The organism is Bifidobacterium pullorum subsp. gallinarum, from assembly GCF_000741215.1.
Classification (GTDB): Bacteria; Actinomycetota; Actinomycetes; order Actinomycetales; family Bifidobacteriaceae; genus Bifidobacterium; species Bifidobacterium pullorum_B.
In genome coordinates this window covers 44244-68858 of record NZ_JGYX01000001.1, presented here as the reverse complement: position 1 = coordinate 68858, position 24615 = coordinate 44244, and the positions used below count along the sequence as shown (strand labels likewise).

Genomic DNA, 24615 nt, shown 5'->3' with positions numbered 1-24615 from the left:
CCGATCCTCTCCCAAACAGGCACCATGCTCCGTACCGAGCTTACCCAGTTCCCGCACGGGATGTGGCGGCGTGTTGCGCGGCGGCGCGCAGACGCACGATGCGCCCCAGCCGTTGATAGGCCGGGGCGCATCGTGTCGGTTTCGGGTGCGGGTCAGCAGACCTTCCACATCCAGTTGTGCGGATCCTCGATCTCGCCGAGCTGGATGCCGAGCAGCGTGTTGCGCAGGTCCATCGTCAGCTCGCCGGGTTCGCCGCCGGCCACGGTCACGTCGAACTTCTCGGACTTGAAGCGGCCGATCGGTGCGATGATGGCGGCGGTGCCGCAGGCGAACACCTCGGTGACCTCGCCGGACTTGATGTCCTCCAGCAGGTCGTCGAGCTTGATCATCGTCTCCACCACGTCATGGCCCTTGTCCTGCGCCAGCTGGATGAGCGAGCGGCGGGTCACGCCCGGCAGGATGTTGCCGGTCAGGCTCGGCGTCTCGATGTGGCCGTCCTTGTGGACGATCATCATGTTCATGCCGCCCAGCTCCTCCAGATAGGTCTTGGTGGCGGCGTCCACGAAGCACACCTGCTCGCAGCCGTTCTCGATGCCCTTGTACTCGCCGATCAGCGAGGCGGCGTAGTTGCCGCCGCACTTGGCGAAGCCGGTGCCGCCGGGACCGGTGCGGAACCACTTGTCCTCCACCCAGATGCTCACCGGGCGGCTCTCGCCCTGGAAGTACGGGCCGGACGGGCTGGCGATCACGCAGTAGTCGACCTCCTGCGCGGCGCGCACGCCCAGGAACGGCTCGGACGCGAACATGAACGGACGCAGGTAGAGCGTGTATTCGCGGCGGGAGGGCACCCAGGCCGCATCGCGCTTGACCAGCGCGGCGCACGAGCCGATGAAATCGTCGACCGGCAGCTCCGGCAGGTACAGACGCTTGGCCGAGTTCTGGAAGCGTTCGGCGTTCGCATCCGGGCGGAACATCCAAATCGAGCCGTCGGCGTGCTTGTAGGCCTTCAGGCCCTCGAAGATCTCCTGCGCATAGTGCAGCACCGAAGCGCCCGGATCGAGCTTGAGCGGCGCATACGGCTCGATGCGGCGGTCGTTCCACCCCTCGCCCTTGGTCCAGGAGATGTGGGCCATGTTGTCGGAGAAAATCTGTCCGAATGCCGGCTTGTCGATGAGTTCCTGCCGCTTGGCGTCCGAGGCCGGGTTGTCGTTCGGCAGCACGGTGAACGGTTCGGCGAGCTTGTCCAGCGCCGCGGGATCGTGATGGTTCTGTTCGGTCATTCTCAACTTCTTTCCTGCCGCCCTTGCGACGGCGCTCAGTGGTAATGCTCCCGCGCTTGTGGCCCGGGCTTCATGATTGGTACTCTCTCACATCCCGATGTCGGGATGCGGGACGGCGACCACAATATGAAAGGAACCCGCTCAACAGGCGGGTTCCTTTCATCGGTTACATCTGGATGGCGCTACGCTCACTCAGCCTCCGGGGCCTCCGGGGCCTCCGGGGCCTCCTCGGTGGAAACGTCCTCCGGCACCTCAACGGTGACCACGGACTCCTCCGGATCCTCGACGTCGAGCTCGACGCCCTCCGGCAGCACGACGTCCTTGGCGAACACCTTGGTGCCGTCGGTCATGCCGTCCACGTTCACCACGATGCGCTCCGGCAGGTTGGCCACATCGGCGCGGACCTTGAGCTCCTGGATGTCCACGAACGCCACGGCGGCGCCCTTCGGCTCGCCCTCGACGAACACCGGCACCTCGACGTCGATCTTCTCGCCGGCGCGGACCTCATAGAAGTCCACGTGCTCGACGATGCGCTTGACCGGGTTGCGCTGCACGTCCTTGACCACGGCCATCTTCTGCTCGTCGCCGAACTTGATGGTGAACAGGGCGTTGGTGTGACGCAGGGCGAGCGTGGTCTCCTTCATCGGGAGCTTGACGAACACCGGGTCGGCACCGCCGGCGTAGATGGTCGCCGGGATCTGCTTGGCCACGCGCATACGACGCGCGGCGCCCTTGCCGAACTCATCACGAACTTCGCCCTCGAGGACGATCATGTTGCTAGCCATTGCTGGCCTCCTTTGGGTTGCATGTCACTTGTCGTTCTGTCTTTTGACGCCACGACGCGCCGCAGAACGACCCCGCAGGAGGGGCTGAATGCGCCGAGTCGATTACGGAAACCACCCACGGCGGTTTCCCTCGCCAAAGCAACAGTCATCAAGTATACGCACACCCCGGACAGCGCCCCACGCGCCGGCTGCATCGCACGCCCGCCGTGTTGCGGTCGTCGTACCCGTGTACCGGGCGCTAGACTGAACAACAGAAGGCCGTCCATGGAAGAGGTTGCAATGACGCAGACAACATCAACGCTGACGAAGAAGGTTCTGATCGGAGCCGGCGTCACCGCCGCGGCCACGGTCGGCGCACTATACGCCACGGCGAATCTCCTCTTCTCGTTCGCCCTGGACACCCAGGCCCGGCGGTCGATGATGCGCCGCCTGCAGGACGGCGAGCTGGAGGATCCGCAACCGGAGACGCCTGCGGCCGACATGGCGGAGCAGGAGGAGGCGGCCGACTGGTTCGAGGAGTCCAAGCAGCCGATCTCGATGATGAGCCGCGACGGGTTCAAGCTGCACGGCTGGCTCGTCGACCCCGATTGCGTGAGCCCCACTCCGCACCTGTACGCGATCTGCTGCCACGGATACAGCGGCGACCCGACAGAGATGGCCAAGTACGCGCACCGGTATGCCCGGATGGGATTCACGGTGCTGGTGCCCGCCTCGCGCGGGCACGAGCTGAGCCAGGGGCGCTACATCGGCATGGGGTGGATGGAACGTGTGGACCTGATGGACTGGATCGGCGTGATCACGGCGGCGGATCCGCAGGCACGCATCCTGCTGCACGGCAATTCGATGGGCGGCGCGGCGGTGATGATGGCGGCCGGCGAGGCCTCGCTGCCGCGCAACGTGGTGTCCGCCATCGAGGACAGCGGCTTTACCTCCGTGTGGGACCAGTTCATGTTCAACGCCCGCTCGCTGTACCATCTGCCGCGCTGGGCCGCGCGTCCGCTCGTGGCCACGATGAGCCTGATCTGCCGGCATCGCGCGGGCTACGGGTTCCGTGAGGCATCGTGCGTACGACAGCTGCACCATACGACAATCCCGATGCTGTTCATCCACGGCGGCGCCGACGACTTCGTCTCCCCCGCCTCGCTGGAGAGGAACTTCGACGCCTGCGCCAGCATCGACCGTCAGAAGATGATGATCCCCGGGGCCGGGCATACGATGGCCGCATCCACGGATCCGGAACGCTACTGGCGCCGCGTCAGCAATTTCGTGACCCGCACCTTCGGGCTGTAAGCATCACATTTGTCCGAAGCCTCTGATTCTTACGTTGCTATCGCAACCTTGACGCCCGAAGAACTCGGTTTCCGATTCGCATATGTCCGAATCGGAAACCGCGCATTCAGCGGGACACCGGAGCGAATCAGTACAGCTTGGAGCCCTGCAACTGGACGTTGGCGATCAGATCGAACAGGCCCATGCCTACCTTGACGCTGCCATGGTCCCAAATAATCGGATGACCACCGTCCATCGCAGCGATGGCGGAGCGATCCGCGTCATCCAACGTGAAATCGAACACATCCAGATTCTCGGTCATGCGCTCGCGATGCGTGGACTTCGGCAGCGGCACGATGCCACGGTCCATCATCCAGCGCAGCATGACCTGAGCGGTGGATTTGCCGTGCTTCTCGCCGATACCGGTCAGCACGGGGCTGACGAACACTCCGTTGCGGCCTTCGGCGAACGGCCCCCAGGCCTCGTGGACCACGCCGAGTCGGTTCATGTTCTCATGCGCTTCGACCTGCTGGCAGAACACATGGGTCTCCACCTGATTGACCATCGGCGGGATTTCCGCGAAGGCACACATATCCATGAGTCGAACCGGGTAGAAGTTCGAGACGCCGATGGCGCGCAGTTTGCCATCGTGGTACGCCTCCTCCAGCGCCCGCCAGGCGCCGTGGTAGTCGCCGTAGGCCTGATGCAGCAGCATCAGATCGATATGGTCCAGGCCCATTGTCTCCAGCGAGGCGTCGATTGAGGCCTTGGCTCGCTCATAGTTCATGTTCGAGACCCATACCTTGCTGGTGACGAAGACCTCGCCCCGGTCGATCCCGCTTTCGCGGATCGCCTTGCCGACGCCCGCTTCGTTGCCGTAGGCCTGGGCGGTATCGATCAGCCGGTAGCCGACCTCGAGCGCGTCGCGCACGCACCGTTCGGTCCGCTCCGGGGGAATCTGGAAGACGCCGTATCCGATGACCGGCATCCTCGCGCCGTTCGACAGTTCGCGATATTCCATCGTTATGTCCCTCACTCCTGAGCATCCCAGTCGTTGTGCTGCAGCACGAACGCCGGGGGTTCGTCCGGCACGGTGTAGTAGGCCTTCTGCGGCAGGGAGTTGATCCTGGCGACCTCGTCGGCAGCCAGCGCAAAATCGAAGATGTCGATGTTGGCGGCCATATGGGCGGGATTGAGCGTTTTCGGGAAAACGACGTTGCCTTCCTCCAGGTGCCAGCGCAGGATGATCTGAGCCGGGCTCTTGCCGTACTTCTCCGCCAACTCGGCGAAAACCGGTTCGGCCATCAGTTTGGCATCGCCGTGGCCAAGCGGATACCAGGCCTCGAGCGTCACGTTGCGGTCCTTGAAGAAGGCCTTCATCCCATGCTGGTTCCAATACGGGTGCATCTCGACCTGCATCACCGCCGGCGTGATCGAAGCCATGTCGAGCACCTCCTGCGCCTTGGCCTGGCTGAAGTTCGACATGCCGATCGAACGCACCTTGCCCGCAGCCACGGCATCCTCCATCGTCTTCCACGCTTCCGTGTACCTGCCGTAGGGCTGGTGCAGGAGCAGCAGATCCAGATAGTCGGTGTCCAGGCGGCGCAATGTGGCGTCGATGGCCTTGCCGCAGTCCTCGTGCCCGTAATCCTGCGGGAACAGCTTGGAGGTGATGAAGAATTCGCTGCGGTCGATGCCGCTGCGCTTGACGACGCGGCCGACGGCCTTCTCGTTGAAGTAGGCGTTGGCCGTGTCGATATGACGATAGCCGGCTTCGATGGCCTCCGGCAGATGCGCCTCGACCTCGGCCGGGCTCATCAGGAACACGCCGTAACCGACGGCGGGAATGGTATGCCCGTCATTCATGGTGTAGTCGATCATTGTAGCTCCTTTCGCATCATGCGGACTGCGGCGGACTCGGCCGATCCCATGTCGGCAGACGTAAGGCCCGGCGCGATCCGGACTTTCCCAGTATCGGGCAATCGCGCCGGAGGGTATAATGCAACATGTCCGGCGACGTATGCATGACATGCATACGTCCCGTGTATCAGCCGACGACCGAACGATGATGCGCCCATCGTCGAGGGAGGCATGTGATGGATCTTGGTCAGCTGCGTCAGTTCGACGCCGTCGCCACCTACGGCACAATCAGCGCCGCCGCGGACGAGCTGCGCATGCCGCAGCCCACGCTCAGCCGTTCGCTGCAACGCCTCGAACAGGAGCTGGGGCACCAGCTCCTGTCGCGCGAGGGGCGTCATGTGGAGCTCAACGAGGCAGGCCGGCTGGCGTTGGAATACATCCGTCCGATGCTGCGTGACGAACGGTTGATGCGTGAGGCGTTGGACCGATTGTCCCACGAGGCGAACGTGCTGCGCATCGGCACGATTGCGCCCGCCCCGCTCTGGCATCTGGCATCGCTGATCGCCGAACGGTTCCCCGGGGTGATGATCTCGTCGGAGACGATTGACCAGCCGCAGATCGAACGCCGGCTGTTCACCGGCTCGATCGGCCTGGCCATCTGTCTGGAGGATCTGCGGTTCCCCGCGTTCCGTTCCTGCCATCTGATGGATGAGAACCTGTTCGTCGTGCTTTCGGAACACCACCCGCTGGCGAACGCATCCAGCGTGACGTTTCATGATCTGGATGGCGAGACCTTCCAGCTCTTCAACGACATCGGATTCTGGCGCGGCATCTGCGACCGGCATCTGCCGCATTCCCGGTTCATCGTGCAGGAGGACCGCCAGGTGTTCATCCAGATGCTCCGCAACTCTTCGACGATCTTCTTCACCACCGACGCGCCGCAGAACGACCTGGACGAGATGCACACGGGCCATGTGGTGCTGCCGATCAGCGACGACGACGCCCATGCCTCGTTCCGCCTGTTGGCACGAACGGACGGCGACGAACGGGCCACCCGCATCTTCGATTGGGTGCGATTCCGATGCCGTCAAGACCGGGACGAATGACCTTCAGCTCCAGTCGGTTGCCGGATTCGGTCACAGGCCGAGTTCGGCAACCCAATCGCCGACTGCGGATTCGTCGGCTCCTGAAGGGAACCGCTCTCCCCCAAGCCAGTCGCCGGTGCCGGCCATATCGGCGAGCAAGGCGCCGCTATCGCCGATGCTCGAGCTGGAGGACGTGCAAAACGGGATCACCGTCTTGCCTGTGAAATCATTGGCCGTCACGAAGGCGTTGACCGGCCATGCGGCGATGCCCCACCAGATCGGATATCCGATGAACACGACGTCATAGTCATCCCAATTGTCGACGCTGGCGGATACCAGTTCGATGTCGCGCAGCGATTCGTCCTCATGCTCGGCGTTGACGCGGCTCGATGCATCGGTCCAATCGAGATCCTCGTCGGTGTAGGGATCGGCGGGTTCGAGGTGGAACAGGTCGCCGCCGGTGGCCTCGGCGATGTATTGCGCGACACGCTCGGTGTTTCCCGATGCCGAGAAATAGGCGACCAGCACGTTGCCGGAAGCCGCGGTTCCGCCGTCCTGCCGGGATTGAGCTGTCCGTTGAGGTTCCGCATTCGGTTCATTGCCCGAGGTGCCGCCGCATGCGGACATGGCGAAGGTGATCGCGATGCTTGAACCCAGTGCCGCCCAAGAGCGCCATGTACGTGTGATATTCATCTTTCGTTCTCCATTCGATGTCGTAGTGATCTCTCATCGCCTGATCTGATGCGCCTATCGGGCTCCGCCCGGCCAACGGCGATCGGCCGAACCACCCGAAACATCAGCGGTCACGCCTTGCCATGACGGTCCGCCACCATTTGGACGAACATGTCCACGGTGCGCGGATCATCATGATCGAAGAACAGGCTGGCGGACGTGTCAAGCGTGGCGATGCCCTGCATCTCCGCGTCGGTGAGCATGAAATCGAAGATGTCCAGGTTCTCGGCCATGCGTTCCTTATGCGTGGACTTGGCGAGCGCCACCACGTCGCGCTGCATCAGCCAGCGCAGCACCACCTGTGCCACAGACTTGCCGTGATCTTCAGCGATCTGAGACAACACGGGGTTGGTGAACATGCCGCTGCGCCCCTCACCGAACGGCGCCCATGCCTCATGCTGGACGTGTCGGGCCACCATATGCTCGTGTGCGGCGATCTGCTGATGGAACGGATTGGTCTCCACCTGGTTGATCATCGGTGCGATCTCGTTGAATGCAGCCAAATCGGCCAGACGTACTGGGCTGAAATTGCTCACGCCGATGGCGCGGACCTTGCCTTCCTTGTAGAGTTCTTCGAGTGCGTGCCACGAACCGTATACATCGGCGAATGGCTGATGCAGCAGGACCAAATCCAGATAATCCAGTCCCAACCTCCGTAAAGAACGCTCAACCGATTCGCGCGCCTCGACGTATCCGTAATGCTCAATCCATACCTTGGTGGTGATGAACAGTTCGCTGCGATCGATGCCACTATCGCGAATACCCTGGCCGACCTCGGATTCGTTCATATAGGACTGCGCTGTGTCAATATGACGGTACCCGACTTCGACGGCATCTGATACACATCGCGCCGTTTCGTCACCGGACACCTGGAAGACGCCGAAACCCAACTTCGGCATGATCACGCCATTGCGCAACGTTACGTATTCCATATTGCAACCTTTCTGACCGCACGCTCCAGCGAGCGGTTATCCTTGATGGTAGAAACCGGTAGCCGCTACCGGTCAAATCCCGGGATCACCCGTTCCACTTACGGCGAACAGGTCGGCGAGGAGGCATCATGTACACGATGAAGGAAACCTGCGCTCTGGTCGGTATGAGCTACGAGACATTGAAGTTCTACTGTCGATCGGGTCTGGTGCCCAATCTGCGCAGAGACGAGCGCAACCGGCGGATCTTCGACGACCGCAACATTGCGTGGATCAACAGTCTCAACTGCCTGCGCGCCTGCGGCATGGGAATCGATGAGATGCGGAAGTACATGGAGCTCTGTCTGGAAGGCGAAACGACGGTTCCCGAACGCCAGCGCATTCTTGCGGAGAAACGACGCATCCTCATGCAACGGATGGAGGAAATCCAACACAGCATCGACTATATCGATGCCAAGCAGACCTTCTACGGCGACGTCCTGTCCGGGCGCACCCGCTACTTCAGCAATCTGATCGATACGGACACGCCGACGAGCGAGGTTCCGGAGTGTCTTGCGGCCACATTCCATATCAAAGCCGACGGATGAAGATGACCGACAGCCGCAATCGATATGCGAACGTGCAGCATGCCCTAGCATGAGCGTGCCGCTCGTCCCTCGGCTGTCCGGCCATGTAATGCCGCCAATGCGGATACGTTGCCGGATATGACAATGGGGGCATCCCCGAAGGGATGCCCCCATACGCTTACCGACGCCTAAACCTCACGGTCAGTTGATGAGCTCCTTGACGGCGGCGATGACGGCCTGCAGGCCGGCCTTCGCGTCGCCAAACAGCATCTGCGTGTTGTCCTTGAAGTACAGCTCGTTCTCGATGCCGGCGTAGCCGCGGCCGCGGCCGCGCTTCATGACCACCACGTTCTGGGCCATGTCCACATCCAGGATCGGCATGCCGGAGACGGCGGTGCCGGGCTTGCGGGCGGCGGGGTTGGTCACGTCGTTCGCGCCGACGACCAGCGCCACATTGGCCTGCGGGAACTGCGGGTTGATGTCATCCAGATCGATGAGCTCCTCGTACGGCACGTTGGCCTCGGCGAGCAGCACGTTCATATGGCCCGGCATACGGCCGGCCACCGGATGGATGGCGTACGAGACCTCGACGCCATGGCCCTTGAGCAGCTCGCCCAGATCGGCGAGCTCACGCTGGGCCTGAGCCTGGGCCAGACCGAAACCGGGGACGAAGATGACCTTCTCCGCGTACACGAGCTGCACGGCAACGTCGTCCGCGGTGGTCTCCTTCATCGTGCCCTCCGGGCCCTCGGCCGAGCCGGCGGCGGAGGAGCCGCCGCCGAAACCGCCGGCGAGCACGCTCATCAGCGGGCGGTTCATGGCCTTGGACATGTCGATGGACAGGGTCACGCCGGCGGAGCCGACGAGGGCGCCGGCCACGATCAGGGCGATGTTGTTGATCGCCAGGCCGCTCATGGCCACGGCGGTGCCGGTGCAGGCATTGAGCACGGAGATGACCACGGGCATGTCGGCGCCGCCGATCGGGATGACGAACACCAGACCGTAGATCAGCGCGAACACGGTGGTCAGGATGCTGAACAGCAGGCGCTGCTCGGGCATGACGCACAGCATGACGAACGAGGCGAGCATCAGCACGATGCAGACCACGCTGACCACGCCCTTGGCCGGGATGGCCAGCTTACGCATGAACTTCAGGCCCTGCAGCTTGCCGGCGGCCACCAGCGAGCCGGAGAAGGTGACCGAACCGATCAGGATGCCCAGACCGGCGGTGATCAGCACCACGATGGTCGGCAGCCCCTCAGAGGTCAGGATGTCGTTGAGCGCCACGAGCGCGGCCGCACCGCCACCCACGGTGTTGAAGATGGAGACCAGCTGCGGCATGTCGGTCATCTTGACCTTCTTGGCCGAGACCACGCCGGCCACGGCGCCGATGATGATGCCGACGATCAGCAGCGCCACGGCCACGCCGTGCTGGAAGCCGTTGGAGATCTCATTGACGAACAGCACGATGAACGCCATCGCGCAGGCCAGGATCATGCCCGCGGCGGAGATCAGGTTGCCCTTGCGGGCGGTCTTCGGCGAGTTCATCAGGTGCAGGCCGATCACGAAGATCACGGCGGAGATCAGATAGACGAACCATTCGACCACGCCCAGCGGCGTGCTCAGGGTTTGCGCGAGGGTACCCATTACTTGTCCTCCCCCTTCTTCTTCGACTTGTCGGACTTGAACATCTCCAGCATGCGGTCGGTGACCACATAACCGCCGACGACGTTCATCGTGCCCAGCACGGCGGCCAGGAAGATGAACACCCAGGCCAGCGGCGAGGTGGCGTGCGCGGCCACGATGACCACGCCGACGATGACGATGCCGTGGATGGAGTTCGCGCCCGACATCAGCGGGGTGTGCAGGGTCGCGGGAACCTTGCCGATGACCTCGACGCCGATGAGCAGCGCGAGGATGAACAGGGTGATTGCTACGACGATATCCATGTCTCTTCTCACTTTCCTTCCGCGGCCGGGGCTTCGGCGCGGCCGGCGACGACGAGGGCGTTGTCGAGCTCCTCGTTCAGATCCATCGCTCAGCTTGCCGTCGCGTACGAAGTGGGCGAGCACGTCGGCGACGTTGCGCGCCAGCAGGTTGGACGCGGTGTTCGTCACCTCGCTGGCCAGGTACGGGGCGCCGATGATGGTCACGCCGCCTTCGGTCACCTGGGTGCCGACGGTGGAGCCCTCGACATTGCCGCCCAGCTCACTGGCGGCGCAGTCGACGATCACGGCCCCGCGCTTGAGACCGTCCACGCCGGCCTTGGTCAGCAGCATCGGAGGCTTGCGGCCCGGCACCTTGGCGGTGGTGATGATGACGTCGAACCCGGCGGCCTTCTCGTCGACGGCGGCCTGCTGCGCGGCCTGCTCCTCCGGGGTGAGCTGGCGGGCGTAGCCGCCTTCGCCCTGGCCCTTGGAGAAGTCGAGGCCCAGATCCAGGAACTTGGCGCCCAGCGACTCGACCTCGCCCTGGGCGGCCGGACGCACATCGTACGCGGTGACGACCGCGCCCAGACGGCGGGCGGTGCCGATGGCCTGCAGTCCGGCGATGCCCGCGCCGAGGATGAGGACCTTGGCCGGTCGAATGGTGCCGGCGGCGGTGGTCATCATCGGGAAGAACGAACCGTAGGCGTTGGCGGCCACCAGAACGGCCTTGTAGCCCATCACGGAGTTCTGCGAGGTCATCTCATCCATCGACTGCGCGGAGCTGAGCTGACGCGGCAGCTTCTCGATGCCGACGCCGATCAGGCCGGCCTGCTCGAGGGACGCAATGTAATCGGCATCGGTGAAGGAACCGAGCATACCGATGACCCAGGTGCCCGGCTTCAGGCGGGCAATCAACTCGGCGCCCGGGCGGTCGATGAAGCCCAGGGCGTCCGAACGGGAAATCACCTCATCCGCGGACACGACCTCGGCGCCCGCCTTCGTGTAATCCTCGTCAACATAGTTGGCGGCGATGCCCGCGCCACTTTCAATCAGGCAGGCGACGCCCGCCTTGCGCAACCGCATGACGATATCCGGCGTCAGCGCGACGCGGGACTCGTGGTCCGACGTTTCGTTCAGAACGCCGAACGTCACGGTGGCTTGTGCTGTTTCAGCCATGTGAGCCCTTCCTCTTTCTTATCAGAAGAAAAGATTCGGTGTATGTTACAGCCTTACAGTCTAACCAAGGAGCCGACCAAAACAACAGCACCGTCCCAATATGCAGATTGCGTCGCATGGATGGCGCAGCGGCGGCGTTCCTACGCTACCGTAAGGTGACGTGTCGCCGATGACCGGTTATCATTCGACAGAGAGAGGCCATATCAGGCTATAAGGAGAATTACGTGTCTGTCATCACATCATTCAAGAACACCGCCACCTCGTTGGCGCAGAAGGCACTGCAGCTCGGCGGCGACTTCGTCCACCCGGTCAGCGACGACTCCGGCGAAGGTCCCGACTATGCCGCCCCCTCCGGTGCCGGGCAGCTGGATGTCACCGGTCTGCCGCATTCGCACACCTGGGGTGAGGACCGTCCGACGACCACGTACATCGACCAGCAGACCGGTCTGCTCACCGCGTACACCGAAGGCATCCCCCCGCTGGATGAGGGCATGACGATCTACGACCTGTACGCGCAGCGCGCCGAACGCATGGGCGACGACCCGCTGTACACATACAAGTCCGGCGACGCCTGGGTGACCAAGACGGCCACCGAGGTGCTGGAGGACATCCGCGTCACCGCCAAGGGCCTGATGCAGCGCGGCCTGCGCAAGGGCGACACCGTGGCGTTCATGTGCCGCACCTCCTATGAGTGGGACGTCATCGATGCGGCGATCATGGCGTGCGGCGGCGTGATGGCCACGATCTACGAGACCGATTCGGCCGAGCAGATCCGCAACATCGTGGACAACTCCGACGCCAGGCTGCTCATCGTGGAAACCGTCGAGATGCGCAACAAGGCCGACGGCACAATCGCGGAATGCCCTTCGCTGGAGAGCATCCTGTGCCTGGAGACCGGCGGCCTGGCCGAGATCCAGGCGTACGCGGACCAGGTCTCCGACGAGGAGCTGGATGCGCGCATCGATTCGGTGAAGAAGACCGATCTGTGCTCGATCGTGTACACCTCCGGTTCCACCGCCGCGCCGAAGGGCGTGGAGATGACCCACGAGCATTACTGCACCACCGCCATGACGCTGCAGTCGTTCATGCCGGCCGTGCTGAACAACAGAAACGGTTCCGTGCTGCTGTTCCTGCCGCAGGCGCATACCTTCGCCCGCGCCGTCAACTACATCGTCGTCGCCAGCAACCTGCGCATCTACATCGCGCAGGGCATCGCCACGCTGATCAACGATCTGCAGGAGGCCAAGCCCACCGTCATGATCGTGGTGCCCCGTGTGCTGGAGAAGGTGTACAACGCCGCCTCGCAGAAGGCCGGACACGGCGTCAAGGGCGTGGCGTTCGCCGCCGGCGTGGTCACCGCGCAGAACTACATGAAGGAGATCAGCGCCAACGGCAAGCCCAAGGCCCTGACCGCCGCCCGCCGCGCCACCTTCGACCCGATGATCTACGCGCAGCTGCGTCAGGTGCTCGGCGGCCGCGCCCAGTGGATCGTGGCCGGCGGCGCCCCGCTGGACCCGGAGCTGCTGGCGTTCTTCCGCGGCGCGAACATTCCGGTCTATGAGGGCTACGGTCTGACCGAAACCACCGCTCCCTGCGCGTTCAACCCGATCGGCACGCCGTTCAAGGCCGGTTCGGTCGGCATCCCCTACCCCGGCTTCCATGTGCGCATCAGCGAGGAGGGCGAGATCCAGATCCAAGGTCCGGCCGTGTTCCCGCGCTACCACAAGAACGCCGAGGCCACGGCCGACACGTTCACCGAGGACGGCTGGTTCATGACCGGTGATCTCGGCCGTCTGGACGAGGAGGGCTTCCTCTACATCACCGGCCGCAAGAAGGACCTGATCATCACCGCCGGCGGCAAGAACGTGGCCCCGCGCCCGATCGAAGAGGTCATCCAACGCTGCGAATTCGTCTCCCAGGCGTTGGTGCTTGGCGACAAGCGCCCGTTCATCTCCGCGCTGGTCACCTTGGACGAGGAGTCGCTGCGTCCATGGTTGGAGGCCAAGGGCCTGGACCGTGACATGACGCTGGAGGAGGCCGCCGAGAACGCCGTGGTCCGCGCCGAGGTGCAGAAGTACGTCGATCAGGCCAACGAGGGCGTGTCCCGCGCCGAATCGGTGCGCAAGTTCATCATCCTGCCCGAGGAGTTCACGCAGGAGAACGGCCTGATGACCGCCTCGATGAAGGTCATCCGCCCGAAGGTCATCAAGCGCTACGCCACGCTGCTCAACACGCAGATGTACACCAAGCGCAAGTAGCGCCGCGGCGCATCATCCAGGCGCATATGACTGTGGGGTGCCGTCCGGAGTTCTCCGGCGGCACCCCACAGTCATATGCCATATGCGCATCACATGTTGATCTTTGCGTCGTTTGCAGCGTTTACGCCGCAATGGAGAACGCCGGACGCGCCGGCGCTCAGAACCCGAGGCGTTCGAGCTGCTTGGGGTCGGACTGCCAGCCCTTGGCCACCTTGACATGCAGGTCCAGCTTGGCCTTGCGCCCGACGATGCGGTTGACCGGCGTGCGCAGCTTCTTCTTGACGCGCACCAGGTGCTCGGCGCCCTTGCCGATGATGATCGGCTTCTGCGAATCGCGTTCCACGTAGATCGACACGATGACCTCGACCTTGCCGTCATAGGCCTCGCCGGTCTCGTTGTCCTCCGGGTATTCGATCGAATCGACCACCACGGCCAGCGAATGCGGCAGCTCGTCGTCCAGCTCCTCCAGGAACGCGCCGCGCACCAGCTCGGCGATCGTGTCCTCGGGGCGCTCCTCGGTGATCTGATCGGCCGGGTACATCTGCGGTCCCTCCGGCATATTGTCGATCAGCACGTTGCGCACCTCGGCCAGATTGTCATGCTGCAGCGCGCTCACCGGCACGATGTCGGTGAAATCGGCGAACTCGTTGATCTGGATGAGCTTGGCGATCAGCTGCTCACGGTCGAGCTCGTCGATCTTGGTGACGATGGCGATCAGCGGCACCTTCCAGGAGAAGCTCCCGTCGTCCCGCTTGGTGGCGAACTCGGCGCGCAACCGGCTCAGGATGCGCTTGTCGCCCGGGCCGATCTCCTGGTCGGCCGGTAGCAGGAACGCGATGGCGTCCACGTCCGCCAACGATTCGTCCACCACGTCGTTCAACCGCTGGCCGAGCAGCGTGCGAGGGCGATGGATGCCCGGGGTGTCCACCAGCACGATCTGCGCATGGTCGGTGGTCAGGATGCCACGGATGGCCTTACGCGTGGTTTCCGGCCGGGAAGAGGCGATGGCCACCTGCGTGCCGATCAACGCGTTGATCAGCGTGGACTTGCCGACGTTCGGACGGCCTACCACGGCCACGAATCCCGACCTGTACACAGTCTGGTCCTGTGTCTGCTGAGTTGCGTCGTTCACTGGTTCACTGCTCCTTGTTCTCTGCTTCGTCCTGTTCGGCTTGCGTGTCCGGTTCCCCATCATCGTCATGCTCGGCGTTCGCCGGCTCCACCACTATCGTCGAGACCTTCTTCCGACGGCCCGCTGAATCCACGGCGGTGAGTCGCAATCCGCGGGTGACCGCCGACGCGCCGACGATCGGCACCTGTCCCAGCAACTTGGTCAGCAGACCGAACACGGTGTCGACATCGTCCTCGTCAATGTCGATCTCGAAGATCTCCTCTAGGTCGGCGATCGGCGTGCGTGCGGGCATGCTCCACTTGCGTTCCCCGATCTGCACCGGTTCGGCATGCTGGGTGCGGTCGTGCTCGTCCTCCAGCTCCCCGACGATCTGCTCGATGGTGTCCTCGATCGTCACCAAGCCGGCGATGCCGCCGTACTCATCCACCACGATCGCCGCATGCTGGCGCAACCGCTGCATCTGGTGGAACAGGTCGTCCACCGGCTTGGACTCCGGCACCAGCAGGGGGTCGCGCACGATCGAATCGACGGTGCGTTCGCCGGCCGCCGGGTTGAACGCCGTGGCACGCACGGCGTCCTTGAGGTAGGCCACACCGATCAGGTCGTCGACGTCCTCGCCGATCACCGGCACGCGGGAGAATCCGGAGCGGGAGCACAGCTTCAGCATCGAGACCAGCGTCTGCTCCTTGCCGATGCAGATCATGTCGGTGCGCGGCACCATGATCTCGCGGGTCAGCGTGTCCGAGAGCTTGAGCACGTTGCGCAGCATCTCCGAGGTCTCGGGATCGAAGTCGTTGGCCTCAACCAGCCGGTCGATCATGGCCTTGCCCTGCTCCATCTGCAGCTTTTCGAGCTCCTCGTCGTCGGAGAGCTCCGACTCGCGCCTGCGCTTCTGGCCGTTCTGGCCGCCCACGCGGGCGAACGGCGTCAGGGCGGAGGCCACCGTGATCACGCCCGCATGCTTGATCATGATGTCCACCGGCTTCAGCGCCCCCACGGCACGGGGACGCACCAGCACCGACACCACGGCCACGATCAGCGCAAACAGCACGCCGCACACCAGCTCCAGCCACAGCGGCGCCCCGCACAGCGACGCGATGCACATCACCAGCACGCCGTCCAGCACATTGCAGGAGATGCGGAAGAACATGCACGATCCGGAGGTGGCGTACCGGTCGGCGATCAGCTTCTGCACCTTATGGATGCGCTCGATGCGCTTCATGCGGGTGAACTGGCTCATCTCCTGATCGGTCTGCGTCTCCAGGATCAGGTTGTTCAGACTGGCCCTGGTGACGCGGGAGACCGCGCCTTCGGCGGAGGCCATCGTCAACGACAGCCAGACCAGCAGCGCGGCGGCCACGGCGAGCACCGCGATCACCACGATCAGCGAGGGATCATCGAATATCATGCCTCATCCTTACCGTTGTTCCGATCCGCGCGTCAGCCGGCGGCGTTCATCGTACTGCGCCAGCGCATCGGGGGTGCCGGCGGGCAGTGTGGCCGGTTCCCCGATGCCGTGGTGCAGCGCGAAGAACGTGAGCAGCAGCTGGCGTTGCAGGCCGAACATCTGCCGTTCCTGATCCGGGGTCACGTGGTCGTAGCCGAGCAGGTGCAGCGTGCCGTGGATCGTCAGCAGCAGCATCTCCTCCAACGCGCTGTGCCCGGCGGCCGCGGCCTGCTGGGCGGCCACCCACGGGCAGATCACGATGTCGCCGAGGATGCCCTCGACCAGCGTGCGGCCGTCGCCGGGGCGCAGCTCGTCCATCGGGAAGCTCATCACATCGGTGGGGCCCTCCAGGTTCATCCACCGTTCATGCAGTGTGGCGATCGGTTCGGGGTCCACGAACATGATCGTCAGATCGGACTGCGTGCTGACCCTCATCTGATCCAGCACCCACACCCCGAGGTCGGAGAAGACCTTCGGATCGATGACCCACTGCGTCTCGTTGATCACCTCAACGCTCATCATTGCCCTTTCGCTGCCGTGTCCCACGCCCGATGGCGTAGGCGTGCCGATCGTACGCCTCCACGATCCGCCCGACCAACGCGTGCCGCACCACGTCGGCCGCATCCAGATGGACGAATGCGATGTCGTCGATGCCGCCGAGGATCCGCTCGATGGAGGCCAGTCCGGAGTTCGGTACGGTCAGGTCGATCTGGGTGACGTCGCCGGTGATCACCATCGTGGTGTTGAACCCCAGTCGGGTCAGGAACATCTTCATCTGCTGCTCGGTGGTGTTCTGCGCCTCGTCGAGGATGACGAACGCGTCGTTGAGCGTGCGGCCGCGCATATACGCCAGCGGCGCCACCTCGATGGTGCCGTCGTCCATGTAATGACGCAGCTGGTCGGGGCCGAGCATGTCGGAGAGGGCGTCGTAGAGCGGCCGCAGGTACGGGTCCACCTTCTCGTTGAGCGTGCCGGGCAGGAAGCCGAGGTTCTCCCCCGCCTCCACGGCCGGACGGGTCAGGATGATGCGGCGCACCTTGCGGTCCTGGAATGCGCGCACGGCCTTGGCCACGGCCAGATACGTCTTGCCGCTGCCGGCCGGACCGATGGCGAAGGTGACGGTATGCGATTCGATGGCGTTGACATAGGCCACCTGTCCCGCGGTTTTGGCCCGGACCGGCGCCCCGTTCGCGAATGTGATGACGCCGGGGACGTGCGGCTTGTGGTGCTGCGAGACCTCGTCGCGGCGCGCCTGGATATCGGGAAGGGCGCGACGCAACGACTCCGTCACCACGCCGCGCCCCGGATGCGTCCGGCGTACGCGGTTCGACAGGATGTCCTGATCGAGCATGCGACGTACGGTATCGGCGTCCATCGGCGCGGTATATGCGGCCTGGATGATGGTGTTGACGACCTCCTCGGCACGTGCCGCCTGCGGTTCGGTCTGCTTCGACCTGGACATGATGGCGACGCGGTTGCCCCGTACGATGATCGTCAGGTCCGGAAACGCCCGTTCCACCTCCCTGAGGACCTCGTCGACCGGTCCGAGGACCGCGACGGGATCAAGTTGCGTCGGGATGGTGATGGTTCGTGTCGTGGTGGCCACGGAATCCCTTCTCGTGAGTGGGTGAGATATCGGTGAAGTATGGTTCGCGGCAGACCGCTACTCGTCAAGTGTCTCGCCGGTCAGGACATGGGCATGGACGTGGAACACGCTCTGCCCGGCGTCGCGCCCGGTGTTGAAGATCAGGCGGTACGCCCCGTGGAAGGCGTCATCGGCGAGCGACTGTGCGACCTGAACCATGTGCGCGAGCTGCGCGGCATCGGCGCCGGCCAGCTCGGCGACGTTCGCGTAATGGTGCTTGGGTACGACGAGCACATGGACCGCCGCCTTGGGGCTGATGTCCTTGAAGGCATAGGTCGTCTCGTCCTCATAGACCTTCTCGCTGGGAATCTCGCCGGCGATGATCTTGCAGAACAGGCAATCGGGCTCGCTCATCATGATCCTCCTGGTTGAACTACTGCCGCATCCCATGCTATTGCGCCGCACGGATATTCCCCGCTAGGCGTAGCGTCCCACCGCGCGGGACAGCAGCGCCAGGGCCACGGGCCCGGCTGCGGACGCGCGCAGGATGTTCGTTCCCAATACGCAGCATTCCGCACCGGCGCCGACGAACGCGTCGACCTCGGCCTCGCTGATGCCGCCTTCGGGACCCACGACCACGGTGATCGCACGCGTCCTGCCGTCGTTCAGACAACGGTCCGACAACGCGGCGATCGACTCCTCGATATCATGCCAGCTGCGCGTGGCATCTTGATGCAGCACGATCACCAGCTCGCCGTGCACGCACGCCCTCCGGCAGATGGCCACGATCCCCTTGCTGGAGACGCAGTCGCCCAGCTCCGGGGTCCAGCAGCGCCGCGACTGCTCGGTGGCGGCCTCCAGCACCTGACGCCACTTGCGGTCGGTCCTCCCCGCCTTCCACTTGGCGATCGAGCGATCCGCCTGCCAGGGGATCACCGTATCCACGCCGATCTGCGTGGCCATGTCGATGGCCTGCTCGTCATGGCCGTTCTTGGCCAGCGCCTGGATCAGGTTCAGACGCACGACCGGCTGTGGCTCGCGCCCGAACTCCACGACCTCGGCGGTCCCCTGCTCCGGATCGACCATGGTGGCCCGCAGCCGCAGCCCCTTGCCGTCCGACAGCGTGAGCGCGTCCCCGGCCTTGAGACGCATCGCCTGCACGGCATGCCTGCGGATATGCGGCGGCAGCGTCAGGATCCACCCGGCGTGGATCTCGTCGCTGTTCACCGGAACGTCGTCATGGTCCAGGTCGAGCAGAAACAGAGGTTCGGTCATGGATACTAGGCTACACATCGCCCCCCAGCCGCGACACACCGTGTTTGCATTTGCGACATGGAATGGTATAGTTCATACTCGTTGCCGAACGGCACCTGTCCGGGTGGCGGAATGGTAGACGCGCTAGCTTGAGGTGCTAGTGCCTATTTATACAGGCGTGCGGGTTCAAGTCCCGCTCCGGACACAGACGAAAACCCCTTGGCTTCCAAGGGGTTTTGTTGTATCAGGCGAAAGGCGGCGGCATGCGCTTCATCCCACTTGAGTCGGTTGACGACGAACGTGTCGAGGCCTATACGAATCTCACCGAGATCCAGCTGCGCAACCGACTGGAGCCATCCAAGGGGCTGTTCATCGCCGAATCGCCGAAGGTCATCGACCGGGCGCTGGCCGCCGGCAGAGAACCGATCTCGCTGCTGGTCGAGGAGCCGTGGATCGATGGCATGGCGGAGACCTTCCGCTTCGTTGACGGGCATTGGGGCCCCGACGTGCCCGTGTATGTGGCGTCGCCCGAACAGCTGAAGCGGCTGACCGGATACCGTCTGCACCGCGGCGCGCTGGCGGCCATGCGCCGGTGGCCGCTGCCCAGCGTCGAACAGGTGTGCGGGAACGCGCGCCGCATCGCCGTGATGGAGAACATCGTGGACCACACCAATGTCGGCGCGCTGATGCGCTCGGCCGCGGCGTTGGGCGTCGACGCCGTGCTGGTGACCCCGTCGTGCGGCGACCCGCTGTACCGGCGCGCGGCGCGCGTGTCCATGGGCACGGTGTTCCAGATCCCGTGGACCCGCATCGGCGGCGACGATACGCACTACTGGCCCGTCGAGGGACTCGCCGAGCTGAACCGACTGGGATTCACGACCGCGGCGATGGCGTTGGAGGACGATTCGATCTCGCTGGACGAACTGGTACGCCGGCTGGACAACGGCGCCGACGCCCCCGACCACATCGAAAAGCTCGCCCTGATCTTCGGCACCGAAGGCGATGGTCTGAGCCACCGCACGATCGCCCACGCCGATCTGACCGTCAGGATTCCGATGAGCCACGGCGTGGACAGCCTCAATGTGGCGGCCTCCAGCGCCGTCGCCTTCTATTCGACTCGTGTTCACTGAAAAGTCGATGACATGCGGGGCGTCCTGTCTTGCGAAACGAAAAAAATATGTAATTATTGACACTGTAGGTGGTCTGCAAGGAAGCGGGCCAACAGCAATGCAGTACGGTGTCGTAAGACGCTCTAAGAGAGGAGTGATCGGATGTCGAAATCCAATCCGAAGATTCTGTCCATCGTGCTAGCGGGCGGTGAAGGCACCCGATTGATGCCGTTGACCAGGGATCGCGCCAAGCCGGCGGTGCCGTTCGGTGGCGTATTCCGTCTGGTCGACTTCCCGTTGAGCAATCTCGTCAACTCCGGGTACCAGCAGGTCATCGTGCTCACCCAGTACAAGTCGCACTCGCTGGACCGCCATATCTCGCTGACGTGGCGCTTCTCGCCGCTGCTGGGCAACTACGTGTCCCCGGTCCCGGCGCAGCAGCGTCTGGGCAAGCACTGGTACCTCGGCTCCGCGGACGCGATCTACCAGACCATCAACATCATCGAGGACGTCCAGCCGGATATCGTGGTCATCGTCGGCGCCGACCATGTGTACCGCATGGACTTCAGCCAGATGGTGCAGCAGCATATCGAGTCCGGCGCCGAGTTCACGGTGGCCGGCATCCGCCAGCCGATCAGCCAGTCGAACCAGTTCGGCGTGATCGAGGTCGATCCCGACCATCCGAACATGATCAAGAGCTTCCAGGAGAAGCCGGAGACCGCCACCGGCCTGCCGGACGATCCGAATTCGTTCCTGGCCTCGATGGGCAACTACGTGGCCAACACCGACGCCCTGTTCGCCGCGCTGGCGCAGGACGAGAAGGCCGAGAACACGAAGCACGACATGGGCGGCGACATCGCCCCGTACTTCGCCAGCCGCAACGAGGCCGGCGTCTACGACTTCAACACCAACGAGATCCCCGGCTCCACCTCCACCGATCACGCCTACTGGCGCGACGTGGGTACGCTCAAGCAGTTCTACGATGCGCATATGGACCTGATCTCCTATGTGCCCGAGTTCAACCTGTACAACTCGGAGTGGCCGATCTACACGATGTCCGGCAACCTGCCGCCGGCCAAGTTCGTGCATGCAGGCCGCGACCGTCTGGGCCACGCCACCGATTCGATCATCTCCCCCGGCGTCATCGTCTCCGGCGGCGAGGTGCATCACTCGGTGCTCTCCCCGAACGTGCGCATCCACTCCTGGTCGCAGGTCGTGGACTCGATCCTGTTCGACGGCGTGGTCGTCAACCGCCGCGCCCGCGTGTACAAGGCCATCCTCGACAAGAACGTCGTGCTCACCGAGAACTCCACGGTCGGCATCGACACCGAGCATGATCTTGCCCGCGGCTTCACGGTGACGCCAGACGGCATCACCGTCGTGCCGAAGAACACGATCGTCGACGACTGATTCGGCGTAACGGCACAGAACGCACAAGAGGGGCCATCCTGACGGATGGCCCCTCTTGGTATGAGTCCGTATTCCCTCCCCGGTCGGCTTCGCCGCCAGCCCTTCATCACAGGAGGACGAACGAATCTTTCGGAGGAGGCGGTGTGGGGATGAGTCAGTACTTCGGCATGGCGTCGAAGTTGAAGCCCAATGCGGCGAGCTGGTCGCGTCCCTCCGGCGTGATCATGTCCATGGTCCACCGCGGCTGCCAGGTCCAGTCGATGCGGAACTCCTCCACCAGTCCGGCCAGCGTGGCCGCGCATTCGTCCTCGATCAGGTCGGTCAGCGGGCAGGCCGGCGTGGTCAGCGTCATCGTGATGATGGCACGCCCCAACGCATCGATTTCGATGCCGTACACGAGACCCAGGTCGATCACGTCGATGCCGAGTTCGGGGTCGATGACCTGGTGCAGCGCCTCGCGCACGTCGGCAGCGGTCGCCCGCCCGATCTCGTCGACATAGGTCAGCGGGATGCCGCCGTCGGCTGTCTCCTTGTCCTCATGCCTCCCGCATTGGCAGGAGTGCTCCGCAGCCGGCGCGGCATCGGCGTCCTGCTGCGGACGGCCGTTGGGGAATCCCTTGGCTAGCGCGGGGTTCGCCATCACACGGCGCGCCGCCTGCTCATCGCCCAACGCCTTCTGCACGGAATCGAACACCGTATTGCGTGGCTCGGGCACCAGATTGTCGTTCATTCGCACTCCCATTCATCATGTATCGCGACCATTGTACGTGGCGCGAATCGCCACCACAAGACCTATTGCATACGGGCCAGGGCCTCGGCCACGGAGGCCTTCATACCCTCCCAGCCGAGCAGCGCGCATTTGATCCGCATCGGGTATTTCGAAACGCCCTGGAACACCACGGCGTCGCCCAGATCCTCCTCGGCGGATTCATCGGATAATCCGGCGCCGCGCGAATCCATCAGCTGATGGAACAGACCGGCCAGCCGCATCGCCTCGTCCACGGTCTTGCCCTCAACCAGGTCAACCATAATCGACAGGCTGGCCTGTGAGATCGAACAGCCGTGGCCGTCCCATACAAGGCGTTCAATGGTGTGCGGGCGACCATCGCCGCCATCCGACACCTCGGCGTGGATCGTCGCCTCATCGCCGCAGGTGGGGTTGAACTGGTGGGATTCCCCGGCGGCGCAATACTCATGGCTGGCGCGGACGACGCTCTCCCCCGCCTGCGCGGACTGTTCACTTGCCAGATCCGGCGCGAACCGCTCGCGACCGTGCGGGTTGCGGGACGCCTCCAGGATCACCTCCTGGTACATCTGTTCCAGATCGTCGCCGCTCATGCCGAAATCCATCTTCACGCTCCTTACCGGACGAACACCGTTCATCCTATCGTTCACACCGCAATCATCGTATCCGCAGACAGGCATGATGTCGATACCACGGCAGGTGCGAGGTTATATGGTCATCCGGTCACACGCGGAAGAACGCCCTGACCTTGGACACCGCCTCCACCAGCGCCTGCGCGTCCGCCACGGAATTGTACACGCCGCTGGAGGCGCGGTTCGAGGCGTAGACGCCGAAATGCCGGTGCACCGGCTGCGCGCAGTGGTGTCCGACCCGGATGGCGATGCCCTGCGCATCGATGAACTGGCCGACGTCATGCGGGTGCACGCCGTCGACGTCGAACGCCACCGTGCCGATCCGGTCCCTGTTCTCGCACGGCCCCAGGATGCTCACGCCGTCGACGTCGCCGAGTTTGAGCAGTTCGGCGGCCACCTCATGCTCGTGCGTGGCGATGGCGTCCATACCGATCGCCATCATCCACTCCGCGGCCGCGCCGGCGGCCACCACCTGCGCGACCGGCTGGGTGCCGGCCTCGAATTTGGCGGGCGGCGCCATGTACTGCGCCGGACGGTCCATCCAGGCCAGTTCGACCATCGAACCGCCGAAATTCGCCGGGGGCAGCGCCTCCAGCAGTTCGCGGCGGCCGTACAGGAAGCCGACCCCGGTCGGGCCGTACATCTTATGCGCGCTCCAGACGGCGAAGTCCACGTCCAAGGCGTGAACGTCCACCTTGAGATGGGGCACGGACTGGCAGGCGTCGAGCACCACCAGCGCGCCCACGGCATGGGCGCGGCGGACGATCGGGGCCAGATTGGTGATCGCACCGGTCACATTCGCCACATGGGTGACCGCCACCACGCGGGTGCGCTCGGTGATCACCTCATCGGCCATGTCGGACCGGATGCGGCCCTCCTCGTCCAGATCCAGCCACTTGAGCGTGGCCCCGGTACGCGCGGCCAGTTCCTGGAACGGCAGCAGCACCGAATGGTGCTCGGCCTTGGAGACCACGATCTCGTCTCCCGGATGCAGGGCGAACCGTGCGGCCGCCGAACCGCCGCGTCCCAGCGAGGCGTTGCCGAAGGCGGTCGCCAGCAGGTTCAACCCGGCGGTGGCGCCGCCGGTGACGACGATCTCCTCGCCGCCCTCATCCGCGCAGGCGCCGACCAGACGCGCCATCGAAGCGCGGGCCCGCTCGAATGCCACCGTGCTGCGCGCCGCCAATTCATGCGCGCCACGGTGCACGGCGGCGTTGTCGTGACGGTAGAAGTCGGCTTCCGCATCGATGACGCACTGGGGCTTCTGCGCGGTGGCCGCCGAATCCAGATACACGAGCGGATGTCCGTAAACGCTCTGGTCCAGAATCGGAAACTCCGCCCGAATCGCATCGAAATCAACCATGCCCTTGCCTTCCATCATTCAATCCGCCGATGCATCATCCGTGTTCGCATCCCGGTGGTGCAGGCCGCCG

At 64.1% G+C, this 24615-nt stretch carries 23 protein-coding genes, 1 tRNA gene and 1 pseudogene; 7 read left to right on the top strand and 18 right to left on the bottom strand.

What is annotated here, in order from left to right:
- Positions 1 to 152 precede the first annotated feature (152 nt).
- Positions 153 to 1280, bottom strand: coding sequence for a branched-chain amino acid aminotransferase (locus tag BIGA_RS00300; protein WP_033507418.1), 1128 nt, complete (start codon positions 1278 to 1280; stop codon positions 153 to 155).
- Positions 1281 to 1468: 188 nt separating this feature from the next.
- Positions 1469 to 2065: a 50S ribosomal protein L25/general stress protein Ctc gene (locus tag BIGA_RS00295; RefSeq protein WP_033507420.1), complete on the bottom strand. Its 597-nt coding sequence runs from the start codon at positions 2063 to 2065 to the stop codon at positions 1469 to 1471.
- A 279-nt stretch (positions 2066 to 2344) separates the two neighbouring features.
- Here BIGA_RS00295 and BIGA_RS00290 point away from each other — a divergent pair, with 279 nt between their 5' ends.
- The gene (locus tag BIGA_RS00290; protein WP_033507422.1) at positions 2345 to 3355 is read left to right on the top strand and encodes an alpha/beta hydrolase; all 1011 of its coding nucleotides are present in this window, start codon (positions 2345 to 2347) and stop codon (positions 3353 to 3355) included.
- 127 nt (positions 3356 to 3482) lie between these two features.
- Here the strand turns inward: BIGA_RS00290 and BIGA_RS00285 are convergent, their stop codons facing one another.
- Together BIGA_RS00285 and BIGA_RS00280 are read right to left on the bottom strand one after the other, a co-directional pair.
- Positions 3483 to 4355 (bottom strand): aldo/keto reductase, encoded by an 873-nt coding sequence (locus BIGA_RS00285; RefSeq protein WP_033507424.1) that lies wholly within the window; start codon positions 4353 to 4355, stop codon positions 3483 to 3485.
- A gap of 11 nt (positions 4356 to 4366) precedes the next feature.
- Positions 4367 to 5215, bottom strand: coding sequence for an aldo/keto reductase (locus BIGA_RS00280; protein ID WP_033507426.1), 849 nt, complete (start codon positions 5213 to 5215; stop codon positions 4367 to 4369).
- Between the two features lie 215 nt (positions 5216 to 5430).
- Between BIGA_RS00280 and BIGA_RS00275 the strand changes: the two genes are divergently transcribed.
- On the top strand, positions 5431 to 6300 hold the full coding sequence (locus BIGA_RS00275) for a LysR family transcriptional regulator (protein WP_033507428.1): 870 nt from the start codon (positions 5431 to 5433) through the stop codon (positions 6298 to 6300).
- Between the two features lie 30 nt (positions 6301 to 6330).
- Here the strand turns inward: BIGA_RS00275 and BIGA_RS00270 are convergent, their stop codons facing one another.
- Both BIGA_RS00270 and BIGA_RS00265 read right to left on the bottom strand, forming a co-directional pair.
- Positions 6331 to 6972, bottom strand: a complete 642-nt coding sequence (locus BIGA_RS00270; protein WP_081929285.1) for a flavodoxin — start codon at positions 6970 to 6972, stop codon at positions 6331 to 6333.
- Positions 6973 to 7082: 110 nt separating this feature from the next.
- A complete protein-coding gene (locus BIGA_RS00265) occupies positions 7083 to 7943 on the bottom strand; it encodes an aldo/keto reductase (RefSeq protein WP_033507430.1) in 861 nt (286 codons plus the stop codon).
- A 128-nt stretch (positions 7944 to 8071) separates the two neighbouring features.
- Here BIGA_RS00265 and BIGA_RS00260 point away from each other — a divergent pair, with 128 nt between their 5' ends.
- Positions 8072 to 8527 (top strand): MerR family transcriptional regulator, encoded by a 456-nt coding sequence (locus BIGA_RS00260; protein ID WP_081929283.1) that lies wholly within the window; start codon positions 8072 to 8074, stop codon positions 8525 to 8527.
- 180 nt (positions 8528 to 8707) lie between these two features.
- Here BIGA_RS00260 and BIGA_RS00255 read toward each other — a convergent pair whose 3' ends face one another.
- From BIGA_RS00255 to BIGA_RS00245, 3 genes and pseudogenes are all read right to left on the bottom strand, one after another.
- Positions 8708 to 10153, bottom strand: coding sequence for an NAD(P)(+) transhydrogenase (Re/Si-specific) subunit beta (locus BIGA_RS00255; RefSeq protein ID WP_033507432.1), 1446 nt, complete (start codon positions 10151 to 10153; stop codon positions 8708 to 8710).
- Positions 10153 to 10455: an NAD(P) transhydrogenase subunit alpha gene (locus tag BIGA_RS00250; RefSeq protein WP_033507434.1), complete on the bottom strand. Its 303-nt coding sequence runs from the start codon at positions 10453 to 10455 to the stop codon at positions 10153 to 10155. The genes BIGA_RS00255 and BIGA_RS00250 overlap by 1 nt, the downstream gene beginning before the upstream one ends.
- 8 nt (positions 10456 to 10463) lie before the next feature.
- Positions 10464 to 11610, bottom strand: a pseudogene (locus BIGA_RS00245) (NAD(P) transhydrogenase subunit alpha).
- Between the two features lie 224 nt (positions 11611 to 11834).
- Here BIGA_RS00245 and BIGA_RS00240 point away from each other — a divergent pair.
- Complete coding sequence (locus BIGA_RS00240; protein WP_033507438.1) at positions 11835 to 13868, top strand: AMP-dependent synthetase/ligase; 2034 nt, start codon at positions 11835 to 11837, stop codon at positions 13866 to 13868.
- A 157-nt stretch (positions 13869 to 14025) separates the two neighbouring features.
- Here BIGA_RS00240 and era read toward each other — a convergent pair whose 3' ends face one another.
- Genes era through BIGA_RS00210 form a run of 6 tightly spaced genes read right to left on the bottom strand, consistent with a single transcriptional unit; the run spans position 14026 to position 19307 of the window.
- A complete protein-coding gene (gene era / locus BIGA_RS00235) occupies positions 14026 to 15000 on the bottom strand; it encodes a GTPase Era (RefSeq protein ID WP_033507439.1) in 975 nt (324 codons plus the stop codon).
- A gap of 4 nt (positions 15001 to 15004) precedes the next feature.
- On the bottom strand, positions 15005 to 16408 hold the full coding sequence (locus tag BIGA_RS00230; RefSeq protein ID WP_033507441.1) for a hemolysin family protein: 1404 nt from the start codon (positions 16406 to 16408) through the stop codon (positions 15005 to 15007).
- Between the two features lie 9 nt (positions 16409 to 16417).
- Complete coding sequence (gene ybeY / locus BIGA_RS00225; RefSeq protein WP_033507443.1) at positions 16418 to 16966, bottom strand: rRNA maturation RNase YbeY; 549 nt, start codon at positions 16964 to 16966, stop codon at positions 16418 to 16420.
- A complete protein-coding gene (locus BIGA_RS00220) occupies positions 16956 to 18053 on the bottom strand; it encodes a PhoH family protein (RefSeq protein WP_033507445.1) in 1098 nt (365 codons plus the stop codon). The genes ybeY and BIGA_RS00220 overlap by 11 nt, the downstream gene beginning before the upstream one ends.
- A 57-nt stretch (positions 18054 to 18110) precedes the next feature.
- The gene (locus tag BIGA_RS00215) at positions 18111 to 18449 is read right to left on the bottom strand and encodes a histidine triad nucleotide-binding protein (protein ID WP_033507447.1); all 339 of its coding nucleotides are present in this window, start codon (positions 18447 to 18449) and stop codon (positions 18111 to 18113) included.
- A gap of 60 nt (positions 18450 to 18509) precedes the next feature.
- On the bottom strand, positions 18510 to 19307 hold the full coding sequence (locus tag BIGA_RS00210; RefSeq protein WP_033507449.1) for a 16S rRNA (uracil(1498)-N(3))-methyltransferase: 798 nt from the start codon (positions 19305 to 19307) through the stop codon (positions 18510 to 18512).
- A gap of 97 nt (positions 19308 to 19404) precedes the next feature.
- Here BIGA_RS00210 and BIGA_RS00205 point away from each other — a divergent pair.
- The 3 genes from BIGA_RS00205 to glgC all read left to right on the top strand — a co-directional run bounded on the left by BIGA_RS00205 (position 19405) and on the right by glgC (position 21805).
- Positions 19405 to 19491, top strand: a tRNA-Leu gene (locus tag BIGA_RS00205).
- 58 nt (positions 19492 to 19549) lie between these two features.
- A complete protein-coding gene (locus BIGA_RS00200) occupies positions 19550 to 20416 on the top strand; it encodes a TrmH family RNA methyltransferase (protein WP_033507519.1) in 867 nt (288 codons plus the stop codon).
- Positions 20417 to 20557: 141 nt separating this feature from the next.
- Positions 20558 to 21805, top strand: coding sequence for a glucose-1-phosphate adenylyltransferase (glgC, locus tag BIGA_RS00195; RefSeq protein ID WP_033507451.1), 1248 nt, complete (start codon positions 20558 to 20560; stop codon positions 21803 to 21805).
- A gap of 154 nt (positions 21806 to 21959) precedes the next feature.
- Here glgC and BIGA_RS00190 read toward each other — a convergent pair whose 3' ends face one another.
- The 3 genes from BIGA_RS00190 to BIGA_RS00180 form a co-directional block, all read right to left on the bottom strand.
- Complete coding sequence (locus BIGA_RS00190; protein WP_033507453.1) at positions 21960 to 22535, bottom strand: metal-sulfur cluster assembly factor; 576 nt, start codon at positions 22533 to 22535, stop codon at positions 21960 to 21962.
- A 62-nt stretch (positions 22536 to 22597) separates the two neighbouring features.
- Positions 22598 to 23155, bottom strand: a complete 558-nt coding sequence (sufU, locus tag BIGA_RS00185; protein ID WP_033507455.1) for a Fe-S cluster assembly sulfur transfer protein SufU — start codon at positions 23153 to 23155, stop codon at positions 22598 to 22600.
- Between the two features lie 118 nt (positions 23156 to 23273).
- On the bottom strand, positions 23274 to 24545 hold the full coding sequence (locus BIGA_RS00180; RefSeq protein WP_033507521.1) for a SufS family cysteine desulfurase: 1272 nt from the start codon (positions 24543 to 24545) through the stop codon (positions 23274 to 23276).
- Between the last annotated feature and the right edge of the window lie 70 nt (positions 24546 to 24615).

Coding starts and splice junctions, on each gene's coding strand:
- BIGA_RS00300 (WP_033507418.1), bottom strand. CDS start 1,280: ATGACCGAACAGAACCATCACGATCCCGCGGCGCTGGACAAGCTCGCC.
- BIGA_RS00295 (WP_033507420.1), bottom strand. CDS start 2,065: ATGGCTAGCAACATGATCGTCCTCGAGGGCGAAGTTCGTGATGAGTTC.
- BIGA_RS00290 (WP_033507422.1), top strand. CDS start 2,345: ATGACGCAGACAACATCAACGCTGACGAAGAAGGTTCTGATCGGAGCC.
- BIGA_RS00285 (WP_033507424.1), bottom strand. CDS start 4,355: ATGGAATATCGCGAACTGTCGAACGGCGCGAGGATGCCGGTCATCGGA.
- BIGA_RS00280 (WP_033507426.1), bottom strand. CDS start 5,215: ATGATCGACTACACCATGAATGACGGGCATACCATTCCCGCCGTCGGT.
- BIGA_RS00275 (WP_033507428.1), top strand. CDS start 5,431: ATGGATCTTGGTCAGCTGCGTCAGTTCGACGCCGTCGCCACCTACGGC.
- BIGA_RS00270 (WP_081929285.1), bottom strand. CDS start 6,972: ATGAATATCACACGTACATGGCGCTCTTGGGCGGCACTGGGTTCAAGC.
- BIGA_RS00265 (WP_033507430.1), bottom strand. CDS start 7,943: ATGGAATACGTAACGTTGCGCAATGGCGTGATCATGCCGAAGTTGGGT.
- BIGA_RS00260 (WP_081929283.1), top strand. CDS start 8,072: ATGTACACGATGAAGGAAACCTGCGCTCTGGTCGGTATGAGCTACGAG.
- BIGA_RS00255 (WP_033507432.1), bottom strand. CDS start 10,153: ATGGGTACCCTCGCGCAAACCCTGAGCACGCCGCTGGGCGTGGTCGAA.
- BIGA_RS00250 (WP_033507434.1), bottom strand. CDS start 10,455: ATGGATATCGTCGTAGCAATCACCCTGTTCATCCTCGCGCTGCTCATC.
- BIGA_RS00230 (WP_033507441.1), bottom strand. CDS start 16,408: ATGATATTCGATGATCCCTCGCTGATCGTGGTGATCGCGGTGCTCGCC.
- ybeY (WP_033507443.1), bottom strand. CDS start 16,966: ATGAGCGTTGAGGTGATCAACGAGACGCAGTGGGTCATCGATCCGAAG.
- BIGA_RS00215 (WP_033507447.1), bottom strand. CDS start 18,449: ATGATGAGCGAGCCCGATTGCCTGTTCTGCAAGATCATCGCCGGCGAG.
- BIGA_RS00210 (WP_033507449.1), bottom strand. CDS start 19,307: ATGACCGAACCTCTGTTTCTGCTCGACCTGGACCATGACGACGTTCCG.
- BIGA_RS00200 (WP_033507519.1), top strand. CDS start 19,550: ATGCGCTTCATCCCACTTGAGTCGGTTGACGACGAACGTGTCGAGGCC.
- glgC (WP_033507451.1), top strand. CDS start 20,558: ATGTCGAAATCCAATCCGAAGATTCTGTCCATCGTGCTAGCGGGCGGT.
- BIGA_RS00190 (WP_033507453.1), bottom strand. CDS start 22,535: ATGAACGACAATCTGGTGCCCGAGCCACGCAATACGGTGTTCGATTCC.
- sufU (WP_033507455.1), bottom strand. CDS start 23,155: ATGGATTTCGGCATGAGCGGCGACGATCTGGAACAGATGTACCAGGAG.
- BIGA_RS00180 (WP_033507521.1), bottom strand. CDS start 24,545: ATGGTTGATTTCGATGCGATTCGGGCGGAGTTTCCGATTCTGGACCAG.